Annotated in this window: 18 protein-coding genes; 3 read left to right on the forward strand and 15 right to left on the reverse strand. The window is 70.4% G+C overall.

The features are described from left to right. Positions 1–8 precede the first annotated feature (8 nt). The 6 genes from IF54_RS0107155 to IF54_RS0107180 form a co-directional block, all read right to left on the reverse strand. The gene (locus IF54_RS0107155; protein ID WP_030315719.1) at positions 9–722 is read right to left on the reverse strand and encodes a glycoside hydrolase family 12 protein; all 714 of its coding nucleotides are present in this window, start codon (positions 720–722) and stop codon (positions 9–11) included. A gap of 150 nt (positions 723–872) precedes the next feature. After that, positions 873–2,852: a beta-galactosidase gene (locus IF54_RS0107160; RefSeq protein ID WP_030315720.1), complete on the reverse strand. Its 1,980-nt coding sequence runs from the start codon at positions 2,850–2,852 to the stop codon at positions 873–875. Further along, the gene (locus IF54_RS0107165) at positions 2,852–5,092 is read right to left on the reverse strand and encodes a WD40/YVTN/BNR-like repeat-containing protein (RefSeq protein ID WP_030315721.1); all 2,241 of its coding nucleotides are present in this window, start codon (positions 5,090–5,092) and stop codon (positions 2,852–2,854) included. The genes IF54_RS0107160 and IF54_RS0107165 overlap by 1 nt, the downstream gene beginning before the upstream one ends. A gap of 123 nt (positions 5,093–5,215) precedes the next feature. Then, a complete protein-coding gene (locus IF54_RS0107170) occupies positions 5,216–6,142 on the reverse strand; it encodes a carbohydrate ABC transporter permease (protein ID WP_030315722.1) in 927 nt (308 codons plus the stop codon). Next, a complete protein-coding gene (locus tag IF54_RS0107175) occupies positions 6,139–7,200 on the reverse strand; it encodes an ABC transporter permease (RefSeq protein ID WP_030315724.1) in 1,062 nt (353 codons plus the stop codon). The genes IF54_RS0107170 and IF54_RS0107175 overlap by 4 nt, the downstream gene beginning before the upstream one ends. Further along, positions 7,200–8,891: an extracellular solute-binding protein gene (locus IF54_RS0107180; protein ID WP_030315726.1), complete on the reverse strand. Its 1,692-nt coding sequence runs from the start codon at positions 8,889–8,891 to the stop codon at positions 7,200–7,202. Before IF54_RS0107180 ends, IF54_RS0107175 begins: the two co-directional genes overlap by 1 nt. Positions 8,892–9,214: 323 nt before the next feature. Here IF54_RS0107180 and IF54_RS0107185 point away from each other — a divergent pair, with 323 nt between their 5' ends. Continuing rightward, positions 9,215–12,070 (forward strand): glycoside hydrolase family 3 C-terminal domain-containing protein, encoded by a 2,856-nt coding sequence (locus IF54_RS0107185; protein ID WP_030315729.1) that lies wholly within the window; start codon positions 9,215–9,217, stop codon positions 12,068–12,070. Between the two features lie 187 nt (positions 12,071–12,257). On the opposite strand, the gene IF54_RS0107190 is transcribed toward IF54_RS0107185, so the two are convergent. The 3 genes from IF54_RS0107190 to IF54_RS0107200 form a co-directional block, all read right to left on the reverse strand. Further along, positions 12,258–13,703, reverse strand: a complete 1,446-nt coding sequence (locus tag IF54_RS0107190) for an aldehyde dehydrogenase family protein (protein WP_030315731.1) — start codon at positions 13,701–13,703, stop codon at positions 12,258–12,260. A 144-nt stretch (positions 13,704–13,847) separates the two neighbouring features. Next, entirely contained in the window at positions 13,848–15,554 is a 1,707-nt protein-coding gene (locus IF54_RS0107195; protein ID WP_030315733.1) for a PucR family transcriptional regulator, read from the reverse strand. Positions 15,555–15,648: 94 nt separating this feature from the next. After that, positions 15,649–17,757, reverse strand: a complete 2,109-nt coding sequence (locus tag IF54_RS0107200; protein ID WP_030315735.1) for a hypothetical protein — start codon at positions 17,755–17,757, stop codon at positions 15,649–15,651. Between the two features lie 236 nt (positions 17,758–17,993). Between IF54_RS0107200 and gabT the strand changes: the two genes are divergently transcribed. Together gabT and IF54_RS39485 are read left to right on the forward strand one after the other, a co-directional pair. Beyond that, entirely contained in the window at positions 17,994–19,328 is a 1,335-nt protein-coding gene (gene gabT, locus IF54_RS0107205; RefSeq protein ID WP_030315737.1) for a 4-aminobutyrate--2-oxoglutarate transaminase, read from the forward strand. Positions 19,329–19,493: 165 nt separating this feature from the next. Further along, on the forward strand, positions 19,494–20,288 hold the full coding sequence (locus IF54_RS39485) for a phosphatase PAP2 family protein (RefSeq protein WP_030315739.1): 795 nt from the start codon (positions 19,494–19,496) through the stop codon (positions 20,286–20,288). A gap of 250 nt (positions 20,289–20,538) precedes the next feature. Here IF54_RS39485 and IF54_RS0107215 read toward each other — a convergent pair whose 3' ends face one another. The 6 genes from IF54_RS0107215 to IF54_RS0107240 form a co-directional block, all read right to left on the reverse strand. Continuing rightward, complete coding sequence (locus IF54_RS0107215) at positions 20,539–20,997, reverse strand: hypothetical protein (RefSeq protein WP_030315740.1); 459 nt, start codon at positions 20,995–20,997, stop codon at positions 20,539–20,541. Between the two features lie 120 nt (positions 20,998–21,117). Next, entirely contained in the window at positions 21,118–22,536 is a 1,419-nt protein-coding gene (locus IF54_RS0107220) for an NAD(P)/FAD-dependent oxidoreductase (RefSeq protein ID WP_030315743.1), read from the reverse strand. Positions 22,537–22,572: 36 nt separating this feature from the next. Beyond that, complete coding sequence (locus IF54_RS0107225) at positions 22,573–23,373, reverse strand: ABC transporter permease (protein ID WP_030315745.1); 801 nt, start codon at positions 23,371–23,373, stop codon at positions 22,573–22,575. Then, positions 23,374–24,303: an ABC transporter permease gene (locus tag IF54_RS0107230; RefSeq protein WP_030315747.1), complete on the reverse strand. Its 930-nt coding sequence runs from the start codon at positions 24,301–24,303 to the stop codon at positions 23,374–23,376. Continuing rightward, positions 24,303–25,451 (reverse strand): ABC transporter ATP-binding protein, encoded by a 1,149-nt coding sequence (locus IF54_RS0107235; RefSeq protein WP_030315748.1) that lies wholly within the window; start codon positions 25,449–25,451, stop codon positions 24,303–24,305. Before IF54_RS0107235 ends, IF54_RS0107230 begins: the two co-directional genes overlap by 1 nt. Positions 25,452–25,456: 5 nt before the next feature. After that, complete coding sequence (locus IF54_RS0107240) at positions 25,457–26,704, reverse strand: ABC transporter substrate-binding protein (RefSeq protein WP_020138797.1); 1,248 nt, start codon at positions 26,702–26,704, stop codon at positions 25,457–25,459. Positions 26,705–26,735 lie beyond the last annotated feature (31 nt).

Genomic DNA, 26,735 nt, shown 5'->3' on the forward strand with positions numbered 1-26,735 from the left:
AGATCAGGTCAACTGCTGCTCACGGTCAGGTTGTTGGCCGTGAAATTCAGGCCGCCGGAGGAGCTGGTGATCTCGAAGCCGAACTGCACGTCACCGATGGTCTCGTTGCCGAACCAGCCCTTGGTGTCCTTGATCCACTTCAGGATCGGCAGGATGTTCACCGTGCCGGAGCTGGAGTTGGAGGTACGGACGAAGGAGAAGACCTGGTTGGACCCGTTGGTGCCCTTGTAGACGGTCCAGGTGTGTCCGCCGAGCGACACGTTGCCCTGCGAGGTGCCGAGCGGACCCACCGCCCCGGTCTTGTTGACCCAGAGCATGATCTCGTAGCGGTAGGCGGTGTCCCAGATGTCGTACGACGTGTTGTACGCGCCGGACGACGGGACCGAGACGTTGTAGTTGCTGGTGAGCGAGCCGAGCGAGTTGATCGACTTGTTGATCACCTTCTTGGAGTCCGGGTAGGACTTGATGCCGCCGGTGTTGGGGTGGTCGGCCCAGACGCCCCAGTTGGTGCCGGAGTTGGCCCAGATGCACTGGCTGCCCGCGCCGGAGCCCCAGATGTTGTTGTAGAGGGTGTAGCCGTTGAGGCTGGTGCTGCCCCACTGGTCGCAACTGCTCCAGACGGCGGCGGACGCGGGGGCGGAGGCGAGGCCGACCAGGGCGCCGACGGCCATCGCCGGGGCCAGCACCGTCGTGGTGATCTTGGTCAGGGTGCTCTTTGCCATGGTGTCCCTTCCATGGGTGGGGGGAAATGCGGGGGGAGTTACCACGCCTCCAGACGGATGACGTGGTCTTCCCCGGCGACGAGGTCGAGCGGTTCGGCGCCGGAGGAAGTCCTCAGTGCGACCCGGTGGGTGCGCGGACGGGTCCGTCGTTCATCGTTCGAGTACCGCCACTCCGTAGCGGCCCAGCGTCAGCCGGTCGGTGCCGGTCTGCCCCGTCAGCAGGTCCCGGTGCGGGCCGGGCACCTCGACGGTGACCGCCTCACGGCTGTGGTTGAGGAGGAAGAGCAGGTCACCGCGGTGGACCGCCTCGACCTGGTCGGGCAGTCCGGTGAGGGCGGGCCGCACTCCCGCGTCGTGGGCGATCCGGGCGAGCAGCTCGCGCAGGGCGTGCGGTTCGGGAAGCGTGGAGAGGTACCAGGCGCGGCCCCTGCGGAGGATCGCGGGCATCCCGTCGAGCTCACCGCCCTTGTAGGCGGCCTCCGTGACGGCGTCCTCGGTCGCCTCGATCTCCTCGGACCACAGCGTGCCCCGGAAACCGCCCGGCGCGCTCTCGCACTCGGTGTGCTCGCCCGCGTCCAGCGGCCACCACTCGTGCAGGGTGCGGATGCCGAACAGTGCGCGCAGCCGGGCGTCCATGCCGCCGGGGCGTATCCGGTCGTCCTCGTCGGCGACGCCGGTGAGGAAGCCGGAGACGAGGGTGCCGCCCTGGCGGACGTAGGCGAGGAGCTTGTCGATCGCGGCGTCGGTGAGGAGGTAGAGCTGGGGGACGACGACCACCTTGTAGGGGGTGAGGTCGTGGTCGGGGTGGGCGAAGTCGGTGGTGAGGTGGGCCTCCCAGAGGGCGCGGTGCCAGGACGTGAGTACGTCCGCGTGATCGACCTCGCCGGAGAGCCGGCCGTCCTGGGCTCCGGCCCACCAGGCGTGCCAGTCGTGCAGGATCGCGATCTCGTTGGTGGTGTGGCTGCCGGTCACCTTCCGTGCCAGCCGGGCGAGTTCGGCGCCGAGCTGCTTGACCTCCTGATAGGTGCGGCCGTCCTCCCCTGCGTGGCTGACCATCCCGGAGTGGAACTTCTCCGCGCCCTGGCGGGACTGGCGCCACTGGAAGTAGCAGACGGCGTCGGCGCCGCGTGCGACGGCCTGGAGGGACCAGAGCCGGTTCAGGCCCCGGGGTTTGGGGTGGTTCACGCCCCGCCAGTTGACCGGCCCCGCGGCCTGCTCCATGAGCATCCAGGGGCCGCGGGCCTGGGAGCGGGTCATGTCCTGCACGAGGGCACCCTGTTGGGCCCCGAGCGGATCACGCGGGTCGGGATAGATGTCGACGGAGACGACGTCCTCCTCCTCGGCCCACCGCCAGGCGTCCTGCCCGGACCACAGCGGCATGAAGTTGGTGGTCACGGGGAGGTGCGGGGTGGCCCGGCGGACGATGTCCCGCTCGGCGAGGTAGCACTCCAGGAGCATGTCGGAGGTGAACCGCCGGAAGTCGAGAACCTGGGTGGGGTTCTTCATGTAGTGCGCGTGCCGGGGCGTGTGCACCTCGGCCCAGTCGCCGTAGCCCTGACTCCAGAACGCTGTGCCCCAGGCGGAGTTGAGGGCGCCGAGGGTGCCGTAGCGTCGCTGGAGCCAGACCCTGAAGCGGGCGGCGGCCGCGTCGCTCCAGTCGTAGGTGCAGTACTCGTTGTTGATGTGCCACATGGTGAGGGCTGGGTGGCCGCCGTAGCGGGCGGCGAGGTCCTCGGTGATGGCGGCGGCGAAGCGCCGGTAGGTGGCGCTGGAGTGCGAGAAGTGCTGGCGTCCGCCCCAGTGCTCGGTGCGGCCGTCCTGGTCGACGGGCAGCGTGTCGGGGTGCAGGTGGCCCAGCCAGGGCGGCGGCGAGGCGGTCGGGGTGGCGAGGACGACGCCGATGCCGTTCTCGTGCATCAGGTCCATCAGCCGGTCCAGCCAGCCGAACTCCCGCTCTCCTGGCCGGGGTTCGAGCTTCGCCCAGGAGAAGACGCCCAGCGTGACGGAGTTGACGCCGGCGGCCGTCATCAACCGCACGTCCTCCCGCCAGGTCTCCTCCGGCCACTGTTCGGGGTTGTAGTCGCCGCCGAAGAGGATGCGGCCGCGGGTCGCCGTGCTCAGGCCGGGCATCAGACCGGGTCCCCGTACTGGATGCCCCGACCGTTGGTGGCGATGTAGACACGGCCGTAGACGCGCGGGTCGCCGCTGATCGTCTCGCCGGTCCAGCCCCACTGGTGCCGGTCGTCGTTGATCCGCACCCAGGTCTTCGCCTCGTCGTCGGAGCGGTACACGGCGGTGCTGCTCTCGGTGGAGCCGACCAGGTAGAGCGCCGGATAGTCGGCGCCCTCGGCGGCCTTGCCGAAGCCGAGCGTGTACGAGGCCCGGCAGCTGGTGAGCTTGGTGAAGGTCGCACCGCCGTCGGTGGACCGGTAGAGGCCGTTCCACTTGGCGGAGAGCCACAGGTCACCGACCCGCCCGGGCGCCGCGACCAGCTCGAACTGGGTGTCCCCGGAGGGCAGTCCGGTGGCGCCCGCGGTGAAGGAGAGGCCGCCGTCGGTGCTGGCGTAGACCGTTCCCGTGTCGGTGTCGTAGGCGTAGAAGCGCTTGGGGTCGACCGGGTCGGCGACGGGTGTGGCGCCCTTGGGGAAGGTCGGGACCTCGGACCAGACGGCGCCGTTGTCCGTGGAGCGCCGGGCCGGGTACTTGGTGCCGTCCCAGTGCACGAAGGTCCACAGCAGCACGCTGCCGTCGGTGTTGGTCGCGATCGGTCCCGGCGCGTCCTTGGCGAGGGCGGGCTGGGTCGCGAAGGGCTCCCAGGTCTTGCCGCCGTCGTTCGAGAAGGCTCCGTTGCCGTGGTCGCCGAAGCCCGTGCGGACGACGTAGGAGGGCTTGGCGGCGGCCTGGGCGAGTCCGGTCGCGGACCCGAAAACGGGGTTCGAAGCCATCCCTCGCGAGGGCGATGCGGTGAGGCGCTCGTGGTACATCACCCCGACGTCCCCGAGCCCGCTGAGCAGGTGCGCCCGACCGGTCGGGGGCGAGATCAGGTGCCGTACGGAGGTCTCCTCCAGGCCACGGATCTGCGGGGCCCAGTGCTTGAGGTCCCGGGTGCCGTAAAGGGTGGCGCCGGTGCCGTACACGATGTGCTTCGAGTCGTACGGGTCCAGGGCGAGGGCCTGGATCCACCAGCCGAACTTGGGCTGGTCGGCGCCGAAGGTGAGGAACGGCGTCTCGGACACGTCGAGGACCGCGGAGTCCTTCAGGGAGGTCCAGGTGCGGCCGCCGTTCGTGGACCGGTACACGGTGTCGCCGGCCGCCCAGCGGTCGTTGGTGGAGACGACGAGGGTGCCGGGGCGGCGGGCGTCGACGGACACCCCGCCGTAGCCGAAGGTGTCGGCGGAGCCGTCGCTCGTGGTGCCGCCCGGCTTCACCGGCGTGACGTCCGTCCACGTGCCGCTGCCCTTGCCCTTGCCCTTGCCCTTGCCCTTGCCCGCGGCCAGCTTGTGCACGCTGCCGTCGGCCTGCCCGTTGGGACCGGGTGCATCGGCGTAGGTGACGTACAGCTCGCGGGTGTGGCAGTCGTAGGAGGCCCGGATCGGCACCTTGGCACTGATGCCGGAGGGCTGTCCGGGGACGGCCTCCCAGGTGGTGCCGTCCGAGGTGCGGAACAGGCTGGGGGTGGTGCCGTCGGAGTCGCCCCAGCCTGCGTAGAGGGTCCGGCCGGCGGCTACGAGCAGGGTGACGCCCTGGCCGCTGCCGCTCGGGGTTCCCGGGAAGCCGCTCGCCGTGGCCCAAGTGGCGCCCCGGTCCGTGGACTTGAGCAGCCCGTCGTGTCTGGTCCCCAGCCACAGCGTGTCACTGTCGCGGGGATCGACGAGCAACCGCTCCCCCGTCCCCCGTCCGTCCTCGTTCCCGCCGAGCTTCACGGTGAGGTCGGTCCGCGCCCAGGTGGCACCCCGGTCCTCGGACCGCAGCACGGCACCGTTGCCGGCCCAGGACTGGGTGTAGGTGCCGAGCGCGAGATAGACCCGGTCGGGGTGGGCGGGGTCGACGGCCATGGCCTCGACACCGAGCAGGTTCCAGTCGTCCCACCCGAGATCGTCGTTGAGCGGGATCCAGCGCGCGCTCCGGTCGTCCCAGCGGTAGGCCCCGCCGATGTCGGTACGGGCGTAGGCGAGCCCACGGACGGAGGGGTGGAAGAGCACCCCGCTGACGAACCCGGTGCCACCGATGACGACTTGGCGCCATCGGTAGGAGGGGGAGGGGGAACCGGCCGCCGCGGCCACGGCGGGGAAGGACGGAACGGCGGTGACAGCGGCAGTGGCAGCGGTCGCGGCGAGAACGGCACGACGGCTCGGCCCGGACGAAAGCATGACAAACCTCGCTCTGAACGCAGGAAAAGTGAACCCACTCAGGGGCGCGGGGAACTGCGCGACCGGCCACAACGAACCCGCGGCCGCCGTCAGTCAGAACCACCCCTTCTGGATGGCGAACGGTCAGCCCTTCACGGCCCCCGTCAACATGCCCTTCTTGAAATGCCGCTGCACGAACGGCGAAGCCACGGCAACCGGGATCAACGCCATCACCATCACGGCCATCTGAAGCCCCAGCGGCGACAACTGCCCCGTACGCACCGCCTGCTGCAACCCCGTAGGGGCCTCCGTGTTCTTCTGCACCAGCTGGATGAGCACGTTCTGCAACGGCATCATCGACTGGTCACTGAGATAGATCGACGCGTTGAACCACGCGCTCCAGTACCCCACCGCGTAGAACAGCGAGATGACGGCCAGCACGGCCCGGGACAGCGGCATGATGACGGTCAGCAGGATCCGCAGGTCCCCGGCGCCGTCGATGCGCGCGGACTCGGTGAGTTCGGGCGAGATGCCCATGAAGAAGGCCCGCAGGACCAGGATGTTGAAGACGCTGACGGCACTCGGCAGGATCAGCGACAGATAGGTGTCCGTCAGACCCAGCGACTGCACCAGCAGATACGTCGGGATGAGGCCGGCGCCGAAGAACATCGTCGCCATCATGGTCACCAGGAAGAACCGGTGTCCCACGCTCCCCGGCCGCGACAGACCGTAGGCGGCGAGCACCGACACCGTCATCGAGAACAGGGTGCCGAAGAGCGTGACCCCGACCGACACCATGATCGCCCGGCTGACCTGGCCGCCGCTGAGCAGTTCGGTGTAGTTCACGAAGGTGATGCCCTCGGGGATCACCACGAGCCCGCCGACCCGGTCGATCACCGGTTTCGGGGAGAGGCTGGTGACGATCACGATCCACAGCGGACCGAGCACGCCCAGACAGCACAGCAGGAGGAACCCGCTCTTGGCAGTGATTCCGGCCTTGCTGGGCTCCTCCTCCCACACCGGCCGGGGCGGCGCCTTGAGGCTGCGCACGAGCTGCGTGTTGAGGCTCATTTCTGGTACACCCCCTGCTCGCCCAGCAGGTGCGCGAACTTGTTCGCGGACAGGACGAGACACACTCCGATGAGTCCCTTGACGAGGCCGACCGCGGCCGCGTAGCTGAAGTCGCCGTTCTGGATGCCCATGTTCCAGACGTAGGTGTCCAGGACCTCGCTGGCCCCGGCCCCGACCGCGCTCCGCTGGAGCAGGAACTGCTCGAAGCCGACGCTGAGCGCGTCACCGACCCTGAGGACCAGCAGCAGCGCGATCACCGGACGCAGCGCGGGCAGCGTCACGTGCCACATGCGGCGCCAGCGCCCGGCGCCGTCCATGGCGGCGGCCTCGTAGAGGTCGGTGCTGACCGCGGCCAGCGCGGCGAGGAAGACGATGATCCCCCAGCCGGCGTCCTTCCAGACGGCCTGCGCGGTGACCAGGTACTTGAACAGGCTCGCGTTGGTCATCAGGTCGAAGCCGCTCCAGCCGTGGTCCTCCAGGGTCTGGGCGATGATGCCCGCGCCGCCGAAGATCTGCTGGAACACGGTGACCACGAGGACCCAGGAGAAGAAGTGCGGCAGATACATGATCGCCTGCGCCACGGCCCGCACCCGGGGCCTGATCACGCTGTTGATGACCAGCGCGAGGGCGATCGGGACCGGGAAGAACAGCACCAGCTGGAGCACGAACAGCACGATGGTGTTCTTCGCGGCGCCCCAGAACAGCGGGTCGTCGATCATCCGTGAGAACTGCTCGACCCCCACCCAGGGGCTGTGGAAGATCGCGGTGATGCCGTTGCTGGAGATGTAGGGGTCGTAGTCCTGGAAGGCGACGACGTTGCCGAGCAAGGGGACGTAGTTGAAGATCAGGAGCAGGACCATGACCGGCAGGGTCATGAGGATGAGCGTGCGGTCGCGGCGCAGCCGGACCTTGAGGGGAACCTTCTCCGCCCTGCCCGCCCTGCGTTCCTTGCGCGGCGCCCTCGCCTTGGTCACCGCGGCGGTGACCGCGGCCGTCGGTTCCTCCACGGCCGCGGGCGGACGCGTCCCGTCCGGCCTGCTCCCGGCGGTGAGGGACATCAGTTGCCGCTGCCGTTCTTGTCGATGAGCTCCTTGTACCAGTCGCGCAGCTTGTCGCCGCCGGACGACTTCCAGGTGGAGATGGCCGCCTGGACGTCGGAGAGCTTGCGGTTGCCGCGCACGTAGTCGATCTCCAGCTGCTCGAACTGGCTGGAGAGGTTGGCGTAGCGGGTCGGCTCGACGATGTTCATGCCGAAGGTGGAGGTCTTCTTCATGAAGGCGCCCATCCGCTGCTGCCACTCGACCTGCTTGCGGGCGATCTCGGGGAGGTCCGGATGGGCGTAGTAGGCGGCCGGCGCGGCGAGCATCACCCAGGCGTTGAGGACCTCGGAGTTGCCGAGGTCGTTCTTGACCGGGACGCCGTTCTTGACGGTGTAGTGGGTGCCCTCGACGCCGTAGTCGACGAGCATCCGCTCCTTGGTGCCGTAGGGGGCGGCCGAGAAGTCCGCGGCGGCGAGCGCGTTCTCGATCGTCGTCTTCGAGGCGCCTTTGCGGATCAGCGACCAGATGGTGGCGGGCGAGGACGCGTACAGCTTCGGGTTGCCGCCGTCCGCGCCGAAGAGGTCCATGGCGTCGATCTTCAAGCTCGGGTTGGACTGGGCCTGCTCGGAGGCCTTCCCGTACCAGTCGGCGATGTTGGTGTTCCAGACCAGGATCTGCCCGGAGGTGAACCGCTGGCCGGCGTCGCCCGTGCGGGCCTTGTCGTCAGGGTGGACTAGGCCCGCGTCGAACACCTTGCGAACCCACTCCAGGGCTTCGAGGTACTCGGGCTGTTCGATGCGGTACGTCAACTTGCCGTCGGAACCGATGTCCCAGCCGATCGGCCCGGAGCCGCGGACGCCGAAGAAGCTCCACGCCGACCAGGTCAGGTTGCCGTCGCAGGCCCACACCTTGGCCTTGGAGCTGGTGGCGTCCTTGGCCCAGCTCAGGAACTCGTCGGCCGACTTGGGTACCGTGTAGCCCTTCTTGTCGAAGATGTCCTTGCGGTACAGGGGAGCGATCCCGGGCGCGGTGGCGGCCGGCATGGGGATGCCCCGCAGCGCGCCGCCGAAGATGCCCATGCGCCAGGCGTCGGAGGGGATCGCGGCCAGGTTCGGGTACTTCTTGACCTTGTCGCCGGCCAGGTAGGGGCTGAGGTCCATGAACTTGGCGCTGACCGCGTTGGCGATCTTGCCGACCAGTTCCCAGCCGGGCACGACCACCATGTCGGGTATGGAGCTGGAGGCGAGGACCGCGCCGAGCTTCTCGCCGTAGGTGTTGCCGTCCTGGTTCTGCCAGGTGATCTTGGTACCCGCGGCGGCGTCGAGCGCGGTGTAGTAGGCGCAGCCGGCCTTCGGCGGAGAGCCCCAGAACGGGGACATGATCTTGAAGGGGGCGCCGGTGCCGAGCTTCTGCGGGACCGAGGTCTTCAGGCCGGCGAGGTCGACCTTGCCGGTGTAGCCGGCGGCCGAGCCGTTCTTCGACGGGAGGTCCGGCGTGGCGACGGTGCTGGCGACGTACGCCGGGAGCATCTTGTCCGCGGCCTTGCCCGAGGTGGTCCCGTCGCGCGACCCGCTGTCCGAACCACCGCAGGCGGCGAGCAGCGGCATCCCCCCGGCCACCGCGGCGGTGGCGACCGCGGTCGAGGCGAGGAAGCTTCTCCGGCTGGGCCCCGAGGAGGCGGCGGAGGAGGAAGCGGCATTCGGCGTCATTGCGTCAACCCTTCATGGCGCACCAGGACACCCGGCGGAGAGCCGTCGGCTGCGGTGTCTCGAGGAGAACTGGCTGAGCTGAAGCGCTGCGTCGATCGCTGCGAAATCCTTAGTCGAAGCGCTTCGATGTTGCTGTGAGGTTAAGTGAACCCCCCGGGGCGCACAAGGGTCGTTCCCAAGATTCCTCCGCGGTACGGGAGGTGACCTTTTCTTATGCACCGCTTGAAGTGACGGTGTCGATCCCTTGACACCCGCCCCGGTGTCGAACCAGCATCGAAGCGCTTCGAAAGCATCGAACCGATCCATCGCAAGGGGATCCCCACGTGACCGCACACCCGCCGCCCACCCCGCCCTTTCGCGACCCTCAGCTGCCGTTCGCGAAGCGCATCGACGACCTGACGGCACGCCTGACCCTCGCCGAGAAGATCGGCTTCCTGCACCAGTTCGCCCCGGCCGTGGAACGGCTCGGCATCGGCGCGTTCCGCACCGGCCAGGAGGCACTGCACGGCGTCGCGTGGATGGGCCCGGCGACGGTCTTCCCCCAGGCGGTGGGCCTCGGCGCGACCTGGAACACCGATCTCGTACGGCGGGTCGGCGAGGCGGTGTCGAAGGAGGTCCGCGCGATGCGGGCCCGCGACGACCGCGTCGGCCTCAACGTGTGGGCCCCGACGGTGAACCTGCTCCGCCATCCGCTGTGGGGCCGTAACGAGGAGGGCTACTCGGAGGACCCGAAGCTCACCTCGGCCATCGCCACCGCCTACACCCGGGGCCTGCGCGGCGACCACCCCACGTACTGGCGGACGGCCCCGGTGCTCAAGCACTGGCTCGCGCACAACAACGAGACCGACCGGGCCACCGCCTCCAGCTCGGTGCGCCCGAGGGTGCTGCACGAGTACGACCTGCGGGCCTTCCGCGAGGCCGTCGAGGCGGGCTCGGTGGCCGGGGTCATGCCGGCGTACAACCTGGTCAACGGCCGCCCGAACCACGTCGGTCCGTATCTGCGCGAGCAACTGCGCACCTGGACGGACGAGGACCTGCTGGTCTGCTCGGACGCGGGGGCGCCCTCCAACCTGGTCGACTCCGAGCACTACTTCGACACCCACGAGGAAGCCACGGCCGCCTCCCTGAAGGCGGGCGTCGACAGCTTCACCGACCACGGCACGGACAGCTCGCAGATGGTGGGCCGGATCGAACGGGCTTATGAGCAGGGCCTGTTGACCGAGGCTGACATCGACACCGCGGTCCGCCGCCAGCTGTCGGTGCGCTTCCGGCTCGGCGAGTTCGACCCGCAGGCCGACCCGCACGCCGACGCCAAGGAGTTCGACACCCCGGCGCATCGCGCGCTCGCCCAGGAGGCCGCCGAGCAGGCGATCGTCCTGCTCAGGAACGACGGCGTGCTCCCGCTGCCGCCCAGTTCCCGGATCGCGGTGGTCGGGCTGCTCGCCGACGAGTGCAAGCTCGACTGGTACAGCGGCACGCTCCTGCACCGCTCCACTCCGCTGGAGGGGCTGTACGAGCGGTTCGGCGCCGAGCGGGTGGTGTTCGCGGAGGGGGTGGACCGGGTGCGCCTGAAGACCACCGCCGGGACGTTTCTGCATGTCCCGGCCTCCGACAGCGCCGAGGACGCGGTGCGCGGTGCCGAGGGCGCCCTGGACCCGGCGCTGCTCACGGGCCGTACGGATCTGCCGCCGCTGACCACCGACGCGACCGGCACGGAGTTCGCGCTGATCGACTGGGACGAGGGCGTGCTGACGCTGCGCGCCCCCGACGGCCGCTACCTCTCGGTCGCCGAGGACGGCTACCTGCGCGCGTCCGCGGACCAGCCCGGGGGCTGGGTCGTCCAGGAGACCTTCCGCCTGGAAGCGCACGCCGGCGGTCACCTCCTCAGGCATCTCGGCACGGGCCGCCACGTCACGGTCGCCGCGGACGGAGTGAAGGTTGCCGACGGGAACGACGAGAACGCCACGACCGCGGAGACCTTCGAGCTGATCATCGCCGAACGCGGCGAGGACGCAGTGACCCGCGTCACATCCGAGGCGGACGTGGTCGTGGTCGTCGCGGGCAACGACCCGCACATCAACGGCCGCGAGACCGAGGACCGCGCCTCCCTCAGGCTCCCCCCGCACCAGGAGCGGCTGCTGCGGGCGGCCCGCGCCGCGAACCCCCGCACGGTGCTCGCCCTGGTCTCGTCCTACCCCTACGCGCTCGACACGTCCGGCCTGGCAGCGGCCCTGTGGACGGCCCACGGCGGCCAGGCGGCCGGCACCGCCCTGGCCCGCGTCCTGGCCGGTGACGTCTCCCCCGCGGGACGCCTCCCGCAGACCTGGTACGAGAGCGACGCCGACCTGCCCGGCCTCCTCGACTACGACGTCGTCGGCAGCCGCCAGACCTACCTCTACTTCGAGGGCTCACCCCTGTTCCCGTTCGGCCACGGGCTGTCCTACGCCTCCTTCTCCTACGACGACCTGACGACCCGGATCGAGGACGGCACGGTCCACGTGTCGTTCGCTGTCACGAACACCGGGGACGTCACCGCCGACGAGGTCGCCCAGCTCTACACCCGCGCGGTGGACCCGGCCCTGCCCCGCCCGCGCCGCGAACTGGTGGCGCACCGGCGGATCACGCTCACCCCGGGCGCCCGGGAACGGCTGTCCTTCGAAGTGCCGTTGCGCGCCTTCGAGTTCTGGGACGTGGCGCGCGGCGGACGGCGACTGGAGCCGGGTCCCTACGAGTTGCTGGCCGGCGCCTCCAGCGAGGACATCCGACTGCGGACGACGGTCCTGCTCGACGGCGAGCCCGGCGCACCGCGCCCCGTCCTCCAACGGGGCCTGGAGGGCGCGGACTTCGACGAGCAGAGCGGTGTGGAGATCGTCGACCGCTCGCGGTCCACGGGTGACGCGGTGACGGCGGCCGGGGGCCGTACCGGCGAACTGGTCTACCGGGACTGCGACTTCGGCGCCGGCGCGACCGAGGTGACGGCCCTGGTCTCCGGCACGGGATCGGTCGAGCTGTCACTGGACGGGGGCGCGGTGCTCGCCGTACTGGAGACGGCGGAGTCCGGTTCAGGGCCGTACGACTACACCGCCCTCGGCGCCGCGATCGCCGCCCAGGGTGTGCACGACGTGCGCCTGGGACTGCGCGGCCCGCTGCGGCTCGCGCGGGTCGACTTCTCCGGTTGAGGGTCCGGAGGAGTCGGCACACAGGAAGGGGCCCGGCACCGGAAGGCATCGGTGCCGGGCCCCTTCAGGGCGGCGGGTCAGCGTCGCTGCCGCAACACTACATGAAAATGGTTCCCATTTGCCAGCGGGATTCCCGGAGGCCGGGGGACCTCGGAGCGCCACGGGGGTCCTCAGACCATGGGAGCCCTCAGAGCGCCAGGCCGGTCAGCACCAGCACCCGCTCGTAGGTGTAGTCGTCCATCGCGAACTTCACGCCCTCGCGGCCCACACCGGACTGCTTGGCACCGCCGTACGGCATCTGGTCGGCCCGGTAGGAGGGGACGTCACCGATGACGACACCGCCGACCTCGAGCGCCCGGTGGGCGCGGAAGGCGGCCTGCACGTCGTGGGTGAACACGCCCGCCTGGAGGCCGTACTTGGAGGCGTTGACGGCGGCGAAGGCCGCGTCCTCGCCGTCCACCTTCTGCACGGTGAGGACCGGTCCGAAGACCTCCTCGCAGGAGATCGTGGTGTCGGCCGGGACGTCGGTGAGGACGGTCGGCGCGTAGGAGGCGCCGTCGCGGTCGCCGCCGGTGAGCAGGGTGGCGCCGGCCTCGACGGCCTCCTTCACCCAGGACTCGACACGCTGGGCGGCGTCCTCGCTGACCAGCGGGCCGACGTCGGTCTTGTCATCGGAGGGGTCACCGGTGACCTGGGCCTCGACGGCGGCGACGATCCGCGGGAGCAGCCGGTCGTACACCGAGGCCTCGGCGATGACCCGCTGCACCGAGATGCAGGACTGGCCGCCCTGGTAGTTGGAGAAGGTCGCGATACGGGTCGCGGCCCAGTCCAGGTCGGCGTCTGAGGCGTAGTCGCCGAGCACGACCGCGGCGCCGTTGCCGCCCAGCTCCAACGTGCAGTGCTTGCGCGGCACCGAGTCCATGATCGCGTAACCGACCTTCTCGGACCCGGTGAAGGAGATCACCGGCAGGCGCTCGTCCTGGACGAGGGCGGGCATCCGGTCGTTCGGGACCGGCAGAACGCTCCAGGAACCGGCGGGCAGCTCGGTCTCGGCCAGCAGCTCGCCGATGAGGAGGCCGGAGAGCGGGGTGGCCGGGGCGGGCTTCAGGATGATCGGCACGCCGGCCGCTATCGCCGGGGCGATCTTGTGGGCGCAGAGGTTGAGCGGGAAGTTGAAGGGCGCGATGCCGAGCACAACCCCCTTCGGGAAGCGCCGGGTCAGCGCGAGCCGGCCCTGACCGCCGAGGTCGGTGTCGAGGCGCTGCGCCTCGCCGCCGTTGAACCGCCGGGCCTCCTCGGCCGCGAAGCGGAACACCGACACCGCGCGGCCGACCTCGCCGCGGGCCCACTTGACCGGCTTGCCGTTCTCGGCGGAGATCAGCTGCGCGATCTCCTCGGTGCGCTCGACGAGCCGACGGCTCACGTGGTCGAGGGCGGCGGCGCGGACGTGGGCGGGGGTGGCGGCGAACTCGTCCCGTACGGCGTACGCGGCGGCCACGGCCTCCTCGATCTGCGCGTCGCTCGGCACACCCACCGTGCCGACCAGCCGGCCGTCCCACGGAGAGGTGACGTCGAAGGTGTCCTCGCCGGTGGCCTGACGGCCGGCGAGCCAGAAGGCGGTGGTGGAAGTCATGCCTCCACCGTAGGGCCGGGAGGGCGGAAACAGATTTGTCCGGGGTGTAGTAGTGACAGGGATCCGCACTCCAGCCCGGCCTACTCCGTCGTGGTCGCCACCCCGGCCCGGCCTACTCCGTCGTGGTCGCCACCCCGGCCCGGCCTACTCCGTCGTGGTCGCCTTCAGTGCCAGCCACAGCTCCATGCGGACGTCCGGATCGTCCAGGGAGCGGCCCAGGATCTCCTCGACCCGGCGCATCCGGTAGCGCAGGGTGTGCCGGTGCACGCCCAGGTCGGCGGCGGCCGCGTCCCACTGCCCGTGCCGGGAGAGCCAGGCCCGCAGGGAGTCGATCAGGTCGCCGCGGCCGGTCGCGTCGTGTTCGTACAGGGGCCGCAGCAGGCTGTCCGCGAACGCTCTGACCGCGTCGTCGGCGAGCAGCGGCAGCACCGACCCGGAGGCCAGCTGCTCGTGCTCGGCGTAGAGCCGGCCCCGCCGCCGGGCGACCGACAGCGCCTGTTCGGCCTGCTTGTATCCCGCGGCGGCGGCGATCGGCCCGACCGGCGCGGAGACCCCGATCACCAGCTCGTCCTCGTCGCGGACCGCGACCGGCCGGCCCGGGGCCCCGGCGCCGCCCTGCGCGGGCTGTTCGCGTGCCGCGCCGGCCCGCGAGGCCTCCAGCTCCGCCGCGTGGTCCGCACAGGCGGCCACCGCGGCGCCGCCGTCCGCGGCCAGCACGACCAGCCGCTGCCCCTCGCCGTCCGCCTCGGGCACGACCAGCACGGCCTCCCCCGCCCGCGCGGCGGCCGACTCCACGATCTCGGTGAGCGCGGCGAGCGGATCGCCGTTCGGGCCGCCCAGAGCCCCCGGGCCCGTCACGGCGGCCTTGGCGTCCAGGTGGGCGTGCGAGTCCACGGACATCCGCACCGCCGCCGGTTCGGCGACGACCAGCCGGAAGGGAGCGTCCAGGAGTCCGCCGTACAGGTCGCCCGCGACCGTGCGCGCATGCTCCGGCTCCCCCGCGAGCAGCATCCGCAGGACGGCGGCGCCGATCCGCTGCTCGGCGGCGTGCAGGGAGCGGGAGCGCTCGGTGGTGAGGGTGAGCAGCGCGATCGCCGAGTGCACCGCGTACCGCTCGGCGGTGCCGGGGGCGGCGGCCGTGCCGACGGCCAGCGCGGCCCGCGGCCGGCGTCCGGTGCCGAGGGTGTGCAGTTCCACCCGGTCGTCGTCCTCGGGGCCCGCGACCACGGACGAGGCGGGCGCGGGCCGCTCCCGCAGCCGTTCCACGTCGGCGGTGATCCGCGCCGCCCGGCGGCCCGCCCATTCCGGGGCGGTGGCGACGACGGCGCCCGAGGCGTCGTAGAGCGCCGTCCAGCCGTTCACCTGGGAGGCGAGCGCGGCGAGCAGCCCCTCCGGGCCGTCGGTGAGGGCCTGCCGGGTGAGTTCGCGCTGGGCGGCGAAGCCGGCGGTGACGGAACGGTACTGGTCGGCCGCGATCGCCGCGGAGACCGCCTTGCTGATGGCGAGGAAGGGGGTGCGGCGCGGCACTTCGAGCAGCGGCAGCCCCTCGTCGCGGGCGGCGTCGACGAGGGCGGCGGGGATGTCCTCGTAGTTCACCCCGACGGCGAACCCGAGGCCGACGACACCCGCTCCGACCAGCCGCTTCACGTACCGACGCATGGCCTCGGGGTCCTCCGCGTCCAGCTTCAGCGCGGTGATCAGCAGCAGCTCGCCGCCCTCCATGTACGGCACGGGATCGGCGAGTTCGCTGACGTGCGCCCAGCGGACGGGCACGTCCAGCCGGTCCTCGCCCGCGCGCACGGTCAGCTTGAGCGCGGAGTGGTGGACGAGCGAGGCGAGGGTGGGAGGCATGCGGCCTGGGACCTTCGGAGAGGTGTGATCTTTTGGCCGCCGTGTATGAACGGCCTGGAAGAAGTCTGCCTCACTGTACGGTCCTCGGGTCACCTCATCCGCGCAGATCCACCAGCAGGGGCGGCGCGTGTTCCCCCGTCACGCTGGTCAGGGACAGCACCGCGTGCCCCGGCGGCACCCCGTGCGCGAGCTCGGAGGCGGACCACCGCTCCCGCTCGACCTGCCGTACGGTCACCGCCCGGGCGGTCGGCGCCTTTCCGGTGATCACCTGGCGCACCGCGTGCAGCACCTTGCCGGCCGGGGTCTCCGCGATGATCTGCCGGTCGGTGACGTCCCGGGCCTCGATCCACTCCTTGCCCCACACCTCGGCGAAGTCCTGCCCGTCCCACGGGGTGAGCCCCGACAGCGCCATCCGGCACCCGGTGGCGCCGAGGAGGGGCCCGCGCAGGGGCCTGGGCACGTCATCGAGGGTCCGCAGAGTCAGTACGACGCCCGCGTTGCCGGACCGCAGCCGCTGGATGCCCCGCACGGCCTCCGGCGTCACGACCCCGGTGGCGTCGTCGAGGACCAGGCAGGCGAACAGCGACCGGTCCTCGCGCACCGCGACACTCGCCGTGAACTGCGCGAGCACCAGCCGCGCCAGCATCCGCGAGGCGTCGGCGTGCCCGCGCTGGGGGAGGTCGATCCGCACCCGCACCGGATGGTCCAGGGCCTTCAGCGAGAACGGCCGCGACTGGCCCGACGTGTCGAAGAACGCGGCGAAGGCGGGCCGGTCGAGCAGCGCGACCCGGTCCGCGAGAATCCCGCCGACATCCCCCGGATGCCCCATCTGCCGCTCCCGCGCGTCGAGTTCACGCAGCAGTGACTCCTGCCCGGAGGCCTGGAGCCCCTTGCGCAGCGCGGCCAGCGGGGCGGGCGCGCCGTCGAGCAGCTGCCGCAGCTCCGGTACGGAGGGGAAGCGGCCGTGCACCGCGCGGAACGGTCCGAGCAGCTGGGCGAGGACGGTGGTGGAGCGCCGGGTGTCGCCGCCCTGGTGCGGCTCGGCGAGGTCCCCCACGAGTGCTTCCGCGAGCACGGCGGCGGCCTCGTCGGGGTCGGTGGTGCCCCCGTATAGGTCGAGGTCGTACACCGACTCCGGATTCCCGATCTGTACGACGACGTCGTAGGCGTCGGCCGGTCCGAGCCCCGCGCCCGCCGCACCGACCACCACGACGGCGGCCCGCCCGGCGAGGGCGTGCAGACACAGCGACTCGGCGAGCGGCCTGACGACGGTCCCGGTCTTCCCGGATCCGGCCGGTCCGACGGCGACCAGCGAGGTGCCGAGCAGTTCGGGGTCAAGGCCGAGGCCGGTGCCCCGGTAGGCGTACGGGTTGCGCGCGTCGTCCGCCGTGGTCCCGAGCCGCACCTGCCCGGTCAGCAGGTCGTGCCGGGCGATCCGGCCGGGCAGGTCGCGGGCGCCGGAGGGGTGCAGACAGGCGGCGGCGCCGTCCTTCAGAACGGTGCCGGTGAAGGTGGCAAGACTGAACCGCCCCGTGCGCACGCCCTGCCACGCCCTGAGGATCCGGGCATGATCCACATCCCGCATCACCCCGGCCCGAGCATCGGCAGCAAGCCGCTCCGCGGCGTCTACGGCACCGGCGGCACGGAGTTGGGGCCACTCGACGGGGTCCTCGGCCGGAGCGGGGGCGGCCGGCTGCTGCGGCAATGTGCGGTGCAGCTTCGGGGTGACGAACCGGCGCCACACCTCGCCCCAGCGCCCCAGCTTGCCCACCGCCACCATGATCACCAGGGCGATCAGAAGCTCGTATCCCTTGTAGAGGACGAAATTCCAGGTCTCGTTGCTGGTGTAGCGCCAGGAGTCGGGGACCAGCAGCTTGAAGGGCAGCGCCCACCAGGCGCCCAGATAGCCGTTCTGGAGCAGCGACCAGACGAGCCAGCCGACCAGGAACGCGATCAGCGCTCCGGTCAGCAGCTGGCGGCCTGGTACCTCGTCGGGCTCCTCGGCCGGGCGAGGCCGGTACCCGAACCGCCACACCCCCGGCACCGCCTCCGGCCTGGGTGTCCGCAGCCAGGTCAGGAAGGCCGAGCCGTCCTGGGGCCGTGCCGCAGGCGCTTCCGTGGGCATCGGCGGCATCACGGAGCGTGCTCGTGGCACAGGATTCGCCTGCGTACCCCGCGCGTCCTGCGTCCCGTCGCTGTCCATCGCCCCTGCTCCCTGACCAGCCGTTCCGTCCACCGTCAGCGGTCAATCTAACGCGGCCGCAAGGGGAGTTCACCGATTGCGCGGCCGAGGCGTCACACCGCCGCGGAAACCGGCTATGTCCACCACGGACAACAGACCGCTCGGACAACGCCCACATGGAGCATGCCCACCCCCCGCCCCCCGACCTAGCCTGCGAGAAGAGAAGGTAAGCGTCGGCAATACCCCAGGAGCCCCTCATGACCGCACTTCCGCAGGAGCGCCGCCTCGTCACCCCCATCCCCGGACCAAAGTCGCAGGAGCTCCAGGCCCGCCGCCTCGCCGCGGTCGCGCAGGGCGTGGGGTCCGTGCTGCCCGTGTTCACGGCACGCGCCGGCGGCGGGATCATCGAGGACGTCGACGGGAACCGGCTCATCGACTTCGGTTCCGGCATCGCCGTGACCAGCGTCGGCGCCTCCGCCGAGGCCGTCGTCCGCAGGGCCGGCGCCCAGCTCGCCGACTTCACCCACACCTGTTTCATGGTCACCCCGTACGAGGGCTACGTGGAGGTCGCCGAGGCCCTCGCCGAGCTCACCCCGGGTGACCACGAGAAGAAGAGCGCCCTGTTCAACTCCGGCGCCGAGGCCGTCGAGAACGCGGTCAAGATCGCGCGGGCGTACACCAAGCGCCAGGCCGTCGTCGTCTTCGACCACGGCTACCACGGCCGCACCAACCTCACCATGGCGCTGACCGCGAAGAACATGCCGTACAAGCACGGCTTCGGACCCTTCGCGCCCGAGGTGTACCGCGTCCCCGTTGCCTACGGCTACCGCTGGCCGACCGGCCCCGAGAACGCCGGCCCCGAGGCCGCCGCGCAGGCCATCGACCAGATCACCAAGCAGGTCGGCCCGGAGAACGTCGCCGCGATCATCATCGAGCCGGTCCTCGGCGAGGGTGGCTTCATCGAGCCCGCGAAGGGCTTCCTGCCCGCGATCAGCGAGTTCGCCAAGGCCAACGGCATCGTCTTCGTCGCGGACGAGATCCAGTCCGGCTTCTGCCGCACCGGCCAGTGGTTCGCCTGCGAGGACGAGGGCATCGTCCCGGACCTGATCACCACCGCCAAGGGCATCGCCGGCGGGCTTCCGCTCGCCGCCGTCACCGGCCGCACGGAGATCATGGACGCGGCGCACGCGGGCGGCCTCGGCGGCACCTACGGCGGCAACCCGGTGGCCTGCGCCGGTGCGCTCGGCGCCATCGAGACGATGAAGGAGCTCGACCTCAACGCACGGGCGAAGGCGATCGAGGCCACCATGAAGGCCCGGCTGACCGCCATGGCCGAGAAGTTCGACGTCATCGGGGACATCCGCGGCCGCGGCGCCATGATCGCCATCGAGCTGGTCAAGGACCGTACGACCAAGGAGCCGAACCCGGAGGCGACCGCCGCGCTCGCCAAGGCCTGCCACCAGGAGGGCCTGCTGGTCCTGACCTGCGGCACCTACGGCAACGTGCTGCGCTTCCTGCCCCCGCTGGTCATCGGCGAGGACCTGCTGAACGAGGGCCTCGACATCATCGAGCAGGCCTTCACCGGCGTCTGACGGCACAGCCGGAGCGCAGCGGGATCCGGGGCTGAGGTGGCGAGGGTCAGAGGGTGTGAAGAAGTGGTGCGAGGTGACGGTGAGGACGGGATTCCGCCTGTCGTACGCCGTCGCCCTGCCGTAGGTTCTACCCAGATGAGAGATACACCCCGCCCACAGGGGACTGTGGGCGACGCCAGGCCGGGGCCTCCCCAGCTTCGACCTGGTCGTGCCCTCGCGCACACTGCTGGAGCCTCTGGCTCCGGATCTCCTCACCGATCGGACAGTCGCCCGCCCCAAACCCCCCGGGGCGGCCGACGACCCGATCTGATCGGCCGCCCCGGAACCACCCCCCCTGTTCCGGGGCGGCCGGCCTTCCTCATCCTCCTTCTCGGCATTCCGGCCCTCCTCTTCGCCCTGATCACCTGGCAGGTCGTGGAGGACGGGCCGCTTCTGCGTGTCGACGAACGGGTCAGCCGCGCGCTGATCCACCCGGACCGCGCCTCGGCGCTCCTCTCCGACCTCGGCAACATCGCCGTCGCGGTCCCGGTCCTGGTGGCCGCGATCGTCTTCTCCGCCTGGCGTGGCCGCCGGACCGCCACGGACCGCTGGTGGTTCCCGCCCGTCGCGGCCGCCGTCCTGATGGCCCTGGTCCCGGCCCTGATCGTGCCGCTCAAGGAACTCACCGACCGCCCGGGCACCCCGGCCGTCCCGCCCGCGACCGGCTACTTCCCCTCCGGACACACCGCCACCGCAGCCATCGCCTACGGTGCCGCGACCCTCCTGGTCCTCCCCTGGCTCCGTACGCCCCGCTCCCGCCGAGCCCTCGTCCTCGGCTGCACCCTCGTCGTCCTCGCCGTCTCCTTCGGCCTGGTCCGCCACGGCTTTCACTGGCCCCTGGACGTGGTGGCCAGCTGGCTCCTCAGCACGGACCTCCTGCTCGCCTTCCGCCTCCTGCTCGCGCGCCACAGCCGCCGCTGAAACCCTAGGGCCCGCCAGGCGTGGCCGCACTGGCCCCTGGGCTGCACGGAGCTCCTGCTCACTCTCCGGCTCTCTCGCGGCACCAACGCCGCAGAACTCCTGGGCGCACTGGGCGTGGCCGCTGCCGGTCGGGGGATGCCCGCAGCGCCGCACTCCCCCTGTGCACAGGACGGTACGGTCCGCGTCGGCCGCACGGGCGGCCGACGACAGCGCGGTGGGCGTCGGGTCAGCCGTCGCCTCAGCCGTCGCCTCAGCCGTCGCCCTGTTCCGTCGCCAGGCCCGCCGCCGCCTCGTGCATCGCCAGTTCGAGCAGTGCCGGGTCGGTGAGGGTGCCCGAGCCGTCCGGTGGGACCAGCCAGCGCACTCCGGCGCCGGCCACCCGGCCCGGATACGGCACCACGATCCACGTACCGGCGCCCGCCGTGCGGATGCCGGTGCCCAGCCAGCGGGCCGCGGTGCCCGGCGGCACGAAGAAGCCCATGCGCGCGTCGCCGAAGTCGACGAGCACCGGGCCGAGCTGGTCGAGGATGCGGGTGAGGACGTCGAGCGTGGGATAGCCGAGCTCGCCCGGCAGGATCAGGACGTCCCAGGCCTTGCCCGCCGGCAGCAGCGCCACCCCGAGGGGGTTGCGCTCCCACTCCCAGCGGCAGGCCTCGGGGTCCGGTGCGACGGATGCCAGCCACTCGACCGCCGTCTTCGCCCCAGTCATGAGAAGACCTCCCTGTCTCTCGTCGACGCTGGTCGCGTCACGAGGGAGAGGGAGGTCCCCCGGCAGGCATTACGCGGGTTCTGACCACCCGTTGGAGTGAATCAGATCACCTGGGATCGTTCAGCTGTCGAATCCCAGGCCGAACTTGTCCATCGTCCTGAGCCACAGATTGCGCCGGCCGCCGTGCGAGTCGGCGCGGGCCAGGGACCACTTGGTCAGCGCGATGCCGGTCCAGGCGAAGGGTTCCGGCGGGAAGGGCAGCGGCTTCTTGCGGACCATCTCCAGCGAGGTCCGCTCGGTGCGCTCGCCGGCCAGCAGATCCAGCATCACGTCCGCGCCGAACCGGGTGGCGCCGACGCCGAGGCCCGTGTAGCCGGCCGCGTAGGCGACCTTGCCCTGGTGGGCGGTGCCGTAGAACGCGGAGAACCGCGAGCAGGTGTCGATCGCGCCGCCCCACGCGTGCGTGAAGCGCACTCCCTCCAGCTGCGGGAAGCAGGTGAAGAAGTGCCCGGCGAGCTTGGCGTACGTCTCGGGCCGGTCGTCGTACTCGGCGCGCACCCGGCCGCCGTACGAGTAGACGGCGTCGTAACCGCCCCACAGGATCCGGTTGTCGGCGGAGAGCCGGAAGTAGTGGAACTGGTTCGCCGAGTCCCCGAGCCCCTGCCGGTTCTTCCAGCCGACCGCCGCGAGCTGCTCCTCGCTCAGCGGCTCGGTCATCAGCGCGTAGTCGTAGACCGGCACCGTGTACGCCCGGACCCGCTTGACCAGGTTCGGGAAGATGTTGGTGCCGAGGGCCACCTTGCGCGCCCTGACGGTTCCGTAGGGAGTGCGTACGGCCATGCCGGCGCCGTACGACTTCAGCTCAAGGGCGGGTGTGTTCTCGTAGACCCGGACGCCGAGTCCGAGGCACGCCCGTTTCAGGCCCCAGACCAGCTTGGCCGGGTTGAGCATGGCCACGCCCCGGCGGTCCCACAGTCCCGCCTCGAAGGTGGGCGAGGCGACCTGTTCGCGCACCGCGTCGGCGTCCAGGAAGTCGATGCCGTCGGCGAGGCCCTTCTCCCGGAGCTCCTCGTACCAGTCGCGCAGCTCCCACGCCTGGTACGTCTCGGTCGCCACGTCGATCTCGCCGGTGCGCTCGAACTCGCAGTCGAGGTCGTGCCGGGCGACCGCCTTCTCGATCTCGTCGAGGTTGCGGGCGCCCAGCTCCTGGAGCTTCACGATCTCGTCCGGCCAGCGGGCCAGCCCGTTGGGCAGACCGTGGGTGAGGGAGGCGGCGCAGAAGCCGCCGTTGCGACCGGAGGCGGCCCAGCCCACCTCACGGCCTTCCAGCAGGACGACGTCCCGCTGCGGATCGCGTTCCTTCGCGTTGAGCGCGGTCCACAGCCCGCTGTACCCACCGCCGACGACCAGCAGGTCACAGGTCTCGGCGCCGGTGAGGGCGGGCTCGGGGTGGGGCCTGCCGGGGTCGTCCAGCCAGTACGGGACCGGCTGGGCTTCGGAAAGTGCCTTCGTCCAACGGCTCATGGCGCTCGGGGCCATGATTTCAACTCCCTACAGGGGGTTCGCGAAAAGGGCCTAAGCCTTTTGCTTGTTACGGCGGTTGCTGATGACCATCGAGGTGAGCACCAGGAGTACGGCGACCAGGAACATGGCCGTACCGATGACATTGATCTGAACCGGGGTGCCACGCTGCGCCGAGCCCCAGACGAACATGGGGAAAGTGACCGTCGAGCCCGCGTTGAAATTGGTGATGATGAAATCGTCGAAGGAGAGCGCGAAGGAAAGCAACGCGCCCGCGGCGATCCCGGGGGCCGCGATGGGCAGGGTCACCCGGAGGAAGGTCTGGACGGGACTCGCGTACAGATCCCGGGCCGCCTCCTCCAGGCGCGGGTCCATCGACATCACGCGCGCCTTGACGGCGACGACGACAAAGCTGAGGCAGAACATGATGTGGGCGATCAGGATCGTCCAGAAACCCAGCTGAGCACCCAGGTTGAGGAACAGGGTGAGCAGCGAGGCCGCCATGACGACCTCGGGCATCGCCATCGGCAGGAAGATCAGCGAGTTCACCGTGCCCCGCGCACGGAACCGGTAACGGACCAGCGCGAAGGCGATCATGCTGCCGAGGACGGTCGCGCCGACCGTCGCCCAGAAGGCGATCTGGAGGCTGATCGACAGCGAGCCGCACATGTCGGCGACGCCGCAGGGGTCCTTCCAGGCGTCCGTGGAGAACTGTTGCCACTGGTAGTTGAAGCGCCCCTTCGGTTTGTTGAAGGAGAACACCGTGACGACGATGTTCGGCAGCAGGAGATATCCGAGAGTCAGCAGTCCCGCGATGACGACGAAATGACGCTTGAGCCAGTTGACGAGGGCCATTTAAACCAGATCCTCCGTCCCGGACTTGCGGATGTAGAAGGTGACCATGAGGAGAATCGCGGCCATGAGGATGAAGGAGAGGGCTGCCGCTGTCGGATAGTCCAGAATCCGCAGGAACTGCGTCTGGATGACGTTTCCGATCATGCGCGTGTCGGTCGAGCCGAGGAGTTCGGCGTTGACGTAGTCACCGGCCGCCGGGATGAAGGTCAGCAGCGTCCCGGAGACCACGCCCGGCATCGACAGCGGGAAGGTCACCTTGCGGAAGGTGGTGGCCGGCTTGGCGTACAGGTCGCCGGCCGCCTCGTGGAGCCGTCCGTCGATGCGCTCCAGGGAGGTGTAGAGCGGCAGGATCATGAACGGCAGGAAGTTGTACGTCAAACCGCACACCACCGCGAGCGGCGTGGCCAGCACGCGGTCGCCGGCGGTCCAGCCGAGCCAGTTGGTGACGTCCAGGACGTGCAGCGTGTTGAGGGCGCCGACGACCGGGCCGCTGTCCGCGAGGATCGTCTTCCAGGCAAGGGTGCGGATCAGAAAGCTGGTGAAGAACGGCGCGATCACCAGGACCATGATCAGGTTCCGCCAGCGGCCCGCGCGGAACGCGATCAGGTACGCCAGCGGGTATCCCAGCACCAGACAGAGGATCGTCGCGGCACCGGCGTACAGGATCGACCGCAGGAACTGCGGCCAGTACTCGGACAGCGCGTCCCAGTAGGTGGCGAAGTGCCAGGTGACCTTGTAGCCCTCCTCCAGGGAGCCCGTCTGCACGGACGTGGAGGCCTGGTAGATCATCGGCAGCGCGAAGAAGACCAGCAGCCAGAGGATGCCGGGCAGCAGCAGCCAGTACGGCGTGAGGCGGCCCCTCTTGCGGGGCGGCTTCTTCTCCGGCGCGGTCGGCGAGAGAGGCGGGGGCGCCTCGGTGAGGGTCGCCATCAGACCGCCGCCTCTTCCTGGATGCCGGCGTCGATGTCCTGGGCCGCGTCCAGACCGAAGGTGTGGGCCGGGTTCCAGTGCAGGACGACCTCGGCGCCGGGCACCAGCCTGGCGTCGCGGTCGATGTTCTGGGCGTAGACCTCGAACTCGGGACAGACCGGGCTGTCGATGACGTACTGCGTGGAGACGCCGATGAAGGAGGAGTCGGCGATCGTCCCGGTGATGCGGTTGCGGCCCTCGGGGATCTCCCCGGCCTGGTCCGCATGGGTGAGGGAGATCTTCTCGGGCCGGACACCGACGAGCACCTTGCCGCCGGTCGCCGCGGGCCCGGAGTAGCGGGCCTCGGGCAGGACCAGCTTGCCGCCGCCCGCCTTCAGGACGATCTCGCCGCCGCTCTTCGAGTCGACCTCGGCCTCGATGAGGTTGGAGGTGCCGAGGAAGTTGGCGACGAAGGTGGTCTGCGGGTTCTCGTACAGGTCGGTCGGCGAGCCGAGCTGCTCGACGCGGCCCGCGTTCATCACGGCGACCGTGTCGGCCATGGTCATGGCCTCCTCCTGGTCGTGGGTGACGTGCACGAAGGTGATGCCGACCTCGGTCTGGATGCGCTTGAGCTCCAGCTGCATCTGGCGGCGCAGCTTGAGGTCGAGGGCGCCGAGCGGTTCGTCGAGGAGCAGCACCTTGGGCGTGTTGATCAGCGCCCGCGCCACGGCCACGCGCTGCTGCTGGCCACCCGACAGCTGGTGCGGCTTCTTGCGCGCCTGCTCCCCCAGCTGCACGAGCTCCAGCATGTCCTCGACCTGCTTCTTCACGGACTTGATGCCGCGCCGGCGCAGCCCGAAGGCGACGTTCTCGAAGATGTCGAGGTGCGGGAAGAGGGCGTACGACTGGAAGACGGTGTTCACGGGCCGCTTGTAGGGGGGCAGCCGGGTGACCTCCTGGTCGCCGAGGTGCACGGTGCCCGTGGTGGGCTCCTCCAGGCCGGCGATCATGCGCAGGGTGGTCGTCTTGCCGCAGCCGGAGGCGCCGAGCAGGGCGAAGAAGGAGCCCTGGGGCACGGTCAGGTCCAGTGGGTGCACGGCGGTGAAGCCGTTGTCGTACGTCTTGCTGATACCGGAGAGGCGGACGTCGCCGCTGGTGTCCTTGGTCATCTTCGTCACGCCCCTGTGAGCTTCGCGAACTTCTGCTGGTAGGCCGTCTCTTCCTTCGAGCTCAGCGCGCGGAAGGCGTGGGACTTTGCCTGCATGGCCTTGTCGGGGACGATCAGCGGGTTGCTCGCCGCCGTCTTGTCGATCCTGGACAGATAGGGCACCACTCCCGCGACCGGGCTGACGTAGTTGACGTAGGCGGCGAGTTCGGCGGCCGGTTCGGGCTCGTAGTAGTAGTCGATGAGCCGCTCAGCGTTCGTCTTGTGCCGTGCCTTGTTCGGGATCAGCATGTTGTCGGTCGACGTCATGTAGCCGCTGTCGGGGATGACGTAGCCGACGTCCGGGTTGTCCGCCTGAAGCTGGACGATGTCGCCGCCCCAGGCCACGCACGCGGCGAAGTCGCCCTTGGTGAGGTCGGACGTGTAGTCGTTGCCGGTGAAGCGGCGGATCTGTCCCTTGTCGACGGCCTTCTGGAGCCGGGCGATGACGGCGTCGTAGTCGTCGTCGGTGAACTTCGCCGGGTCCTTGCCCATGTCCAGCATGGTCATGCCGACGGTGTCACGCATCTCGGTCAGGAAGCCGACGCGGCCCTTGAGCTTGGGATTGTCGAGAAGGTCGGAGATCGACTTCACCTCGACGCCGTCGAGGGCCTTCTTGTTGTACGCGACGACGGTCGAGATGCCCTGCCACACGTACGAGTAGGCGCGGCCCGGGTCCCAGTCGGGGCTGCGGAACTGGTCCGAGAGGTTGGCGAAGGCGTGCGGCAGGTTCGACGCGTCCAGCTTCTGGACGTAGCCGAGCCGGATCATGCGGGCGGCCAGCCAGTCGGTGAGGACGATCAGGTCGCGGCCGGTGTCCTGGCCCGCGGCGAGCTGCGGCTGGATCTTGCCGAAGAACTCGTCGTTGTCGTTGATGTCCTCGGTGTACTTGACCGTGATGCCGGTCCGCTTGCGGAACGCGTCCAGCGTGGGGTGGTGCTTCTCGCTGTCGTCCACGTCGATGTACTCGGGCCAGTTCGAGAAGTTGACCTCCTTCTCCTTGGCCGAGTGGTCGTCGGCGGACTGGCCGCCCTGTGTCTTGCCGGCCGCGGGGATGCCGCAGGCGCTCAGCGCGCCGAGGCCACCGACGGTGAGCGCGCCGCCCGCGGAGGCGCGCAACAGGGACCGGCGGGTCATCGCCGCCCGGCCGTTGCGAAGGCTGCGCCGCATCGCGGCCGCCACGGCCGGCGACAGGCGGTCGGGCTCGTACTGCTCCATGCGCTGGTGCCCTTTCGGGAAAGTGGGCGGC

Origin of the sequence: Streptomyces sp. NRRL B-3229, assembly GCF_000719505.1 — a bacterium.
GTDB lineage: Bacteria > Actinomycetota > Actinomycetes > Streptomycetales > Streptomycetaceae > Streptomyces > Streptomyces griseorubiginosus.

Bases quoted from the DNA above. Each gene is read 5' to 3' on its own strand.
- IF54_RS0107175 (WP_030315724.1), bottom strand. From the start codon at position 7,200: ATGTCCCTCACCGCCGGGAGCAGGCCGGACGGGACGCGTCCGCCCGCG.
- IF54_RS0107235 (WP_030315748.1), bottom strand. From the start codon at position 25,451: ATGACCAAGGACACCAGCGGCGACGTCCGCCTCTCCGGTATCAGCAAG.
- IF54_RS0107155 (WP_030315719.1), bottom strand. From the start codon at position 722: ATGGCAAAGAGCACCCTGACCAAGATCACCACGACGGTGCTGGCCCCG.
- IF54_RS0107230 (WP_030315747.1), bottom strand. From the start codon at position 24,303: ATGGCGACCCTCACCGAGGCGCCCCCGCCTCTCTCGCCGACCGCGCCG.
- IF54_RS0107170 (WP_030315722.1), bottom strand. From the start codon at position 6,142: ATGAGCCTCAACACGCAGCTCGTGCGCAGCCTCAAGGCGCCGCCCCGG.
- IF54_RS0107190 (WP_030315731.1), bottom strand. From the start codon at position 13,703: ATGACTTCCACCACCGCCTTCTGGCTCGCCGGCCGTCAGGCCACCGGC.
- IF54_RS0107200 (WP_030315735.1), bottom strand. From the start codon at position 17,757: ATGGACAGCGACGGGACGCAGGACGCGCGGGGTACGCAGGCGAATCCT.
- gabT (WP_030315737.1), top strand. From the start codon at position 17,994: ATGACCGCACTTCCGCAGGAGCGCCGCCTCGTCACCCCCATCCCCGGA.
- IF54_RS0107165 (WP_030315721.1), bottom strand. From the start codon at position 5,092: ATGCTTTCGTCCGGGCCGAGCCGTCGTGCCGTTCTCGCCGCGACCGCT.
- IF54_RS0107225 (WP_030315745.1), bottom strand. From the start codon at position 23,373: ATGGCCCTCGTCAACTGGCTCAAGCGTCATTTCGTCGTCATCGCGGGA.
- IF54_RS0107160 (WP_030315720.1), bottom strand. From the start codon at position 2,852: ATGCCCGGCCTGAGCACGGCGACCCGCGGCCGCATCCTCTTCGGCGGC.
- IF54_RS0107195 (WP_030315733.1), bottom strand. From the start codon at position 15,554: ATGCCTCCCACCCTCGCCTCGCTCGTCCACCACTCCGCGCTCAAGCTG.
- IF54_RS0107180 (WP_030315726.1), bottom strand. From the start codon at position 8,891: ATGACGCCGAATGCCGCTTCCTCCTCCGCCGCCTCCTCGGGGCCCAGC.
- IF54_RS0107220 (WP_030315743.1), bottom strand. From the start codon at position 22,536: ATGGCCCCGAGCGCCATGAGCCGTTGGACGAAGGCACTTTCCGAAGCC.
- IF54_RS0107215 (WP_030315740.1), bottom strand. From the start codon at position 20,997: ATGACTGGGGCGAAGACGGCGGTCGAGTGGCTGGCATCCGTCGCACCG.
- IF54_RS0107240 (WP_020138797.1), bottom strand. From the start codon at position 26,704: ATGGAGCAGTACGAGCCCGACCGCCTGTCGCCGGCCGTGGCGGCCGCG.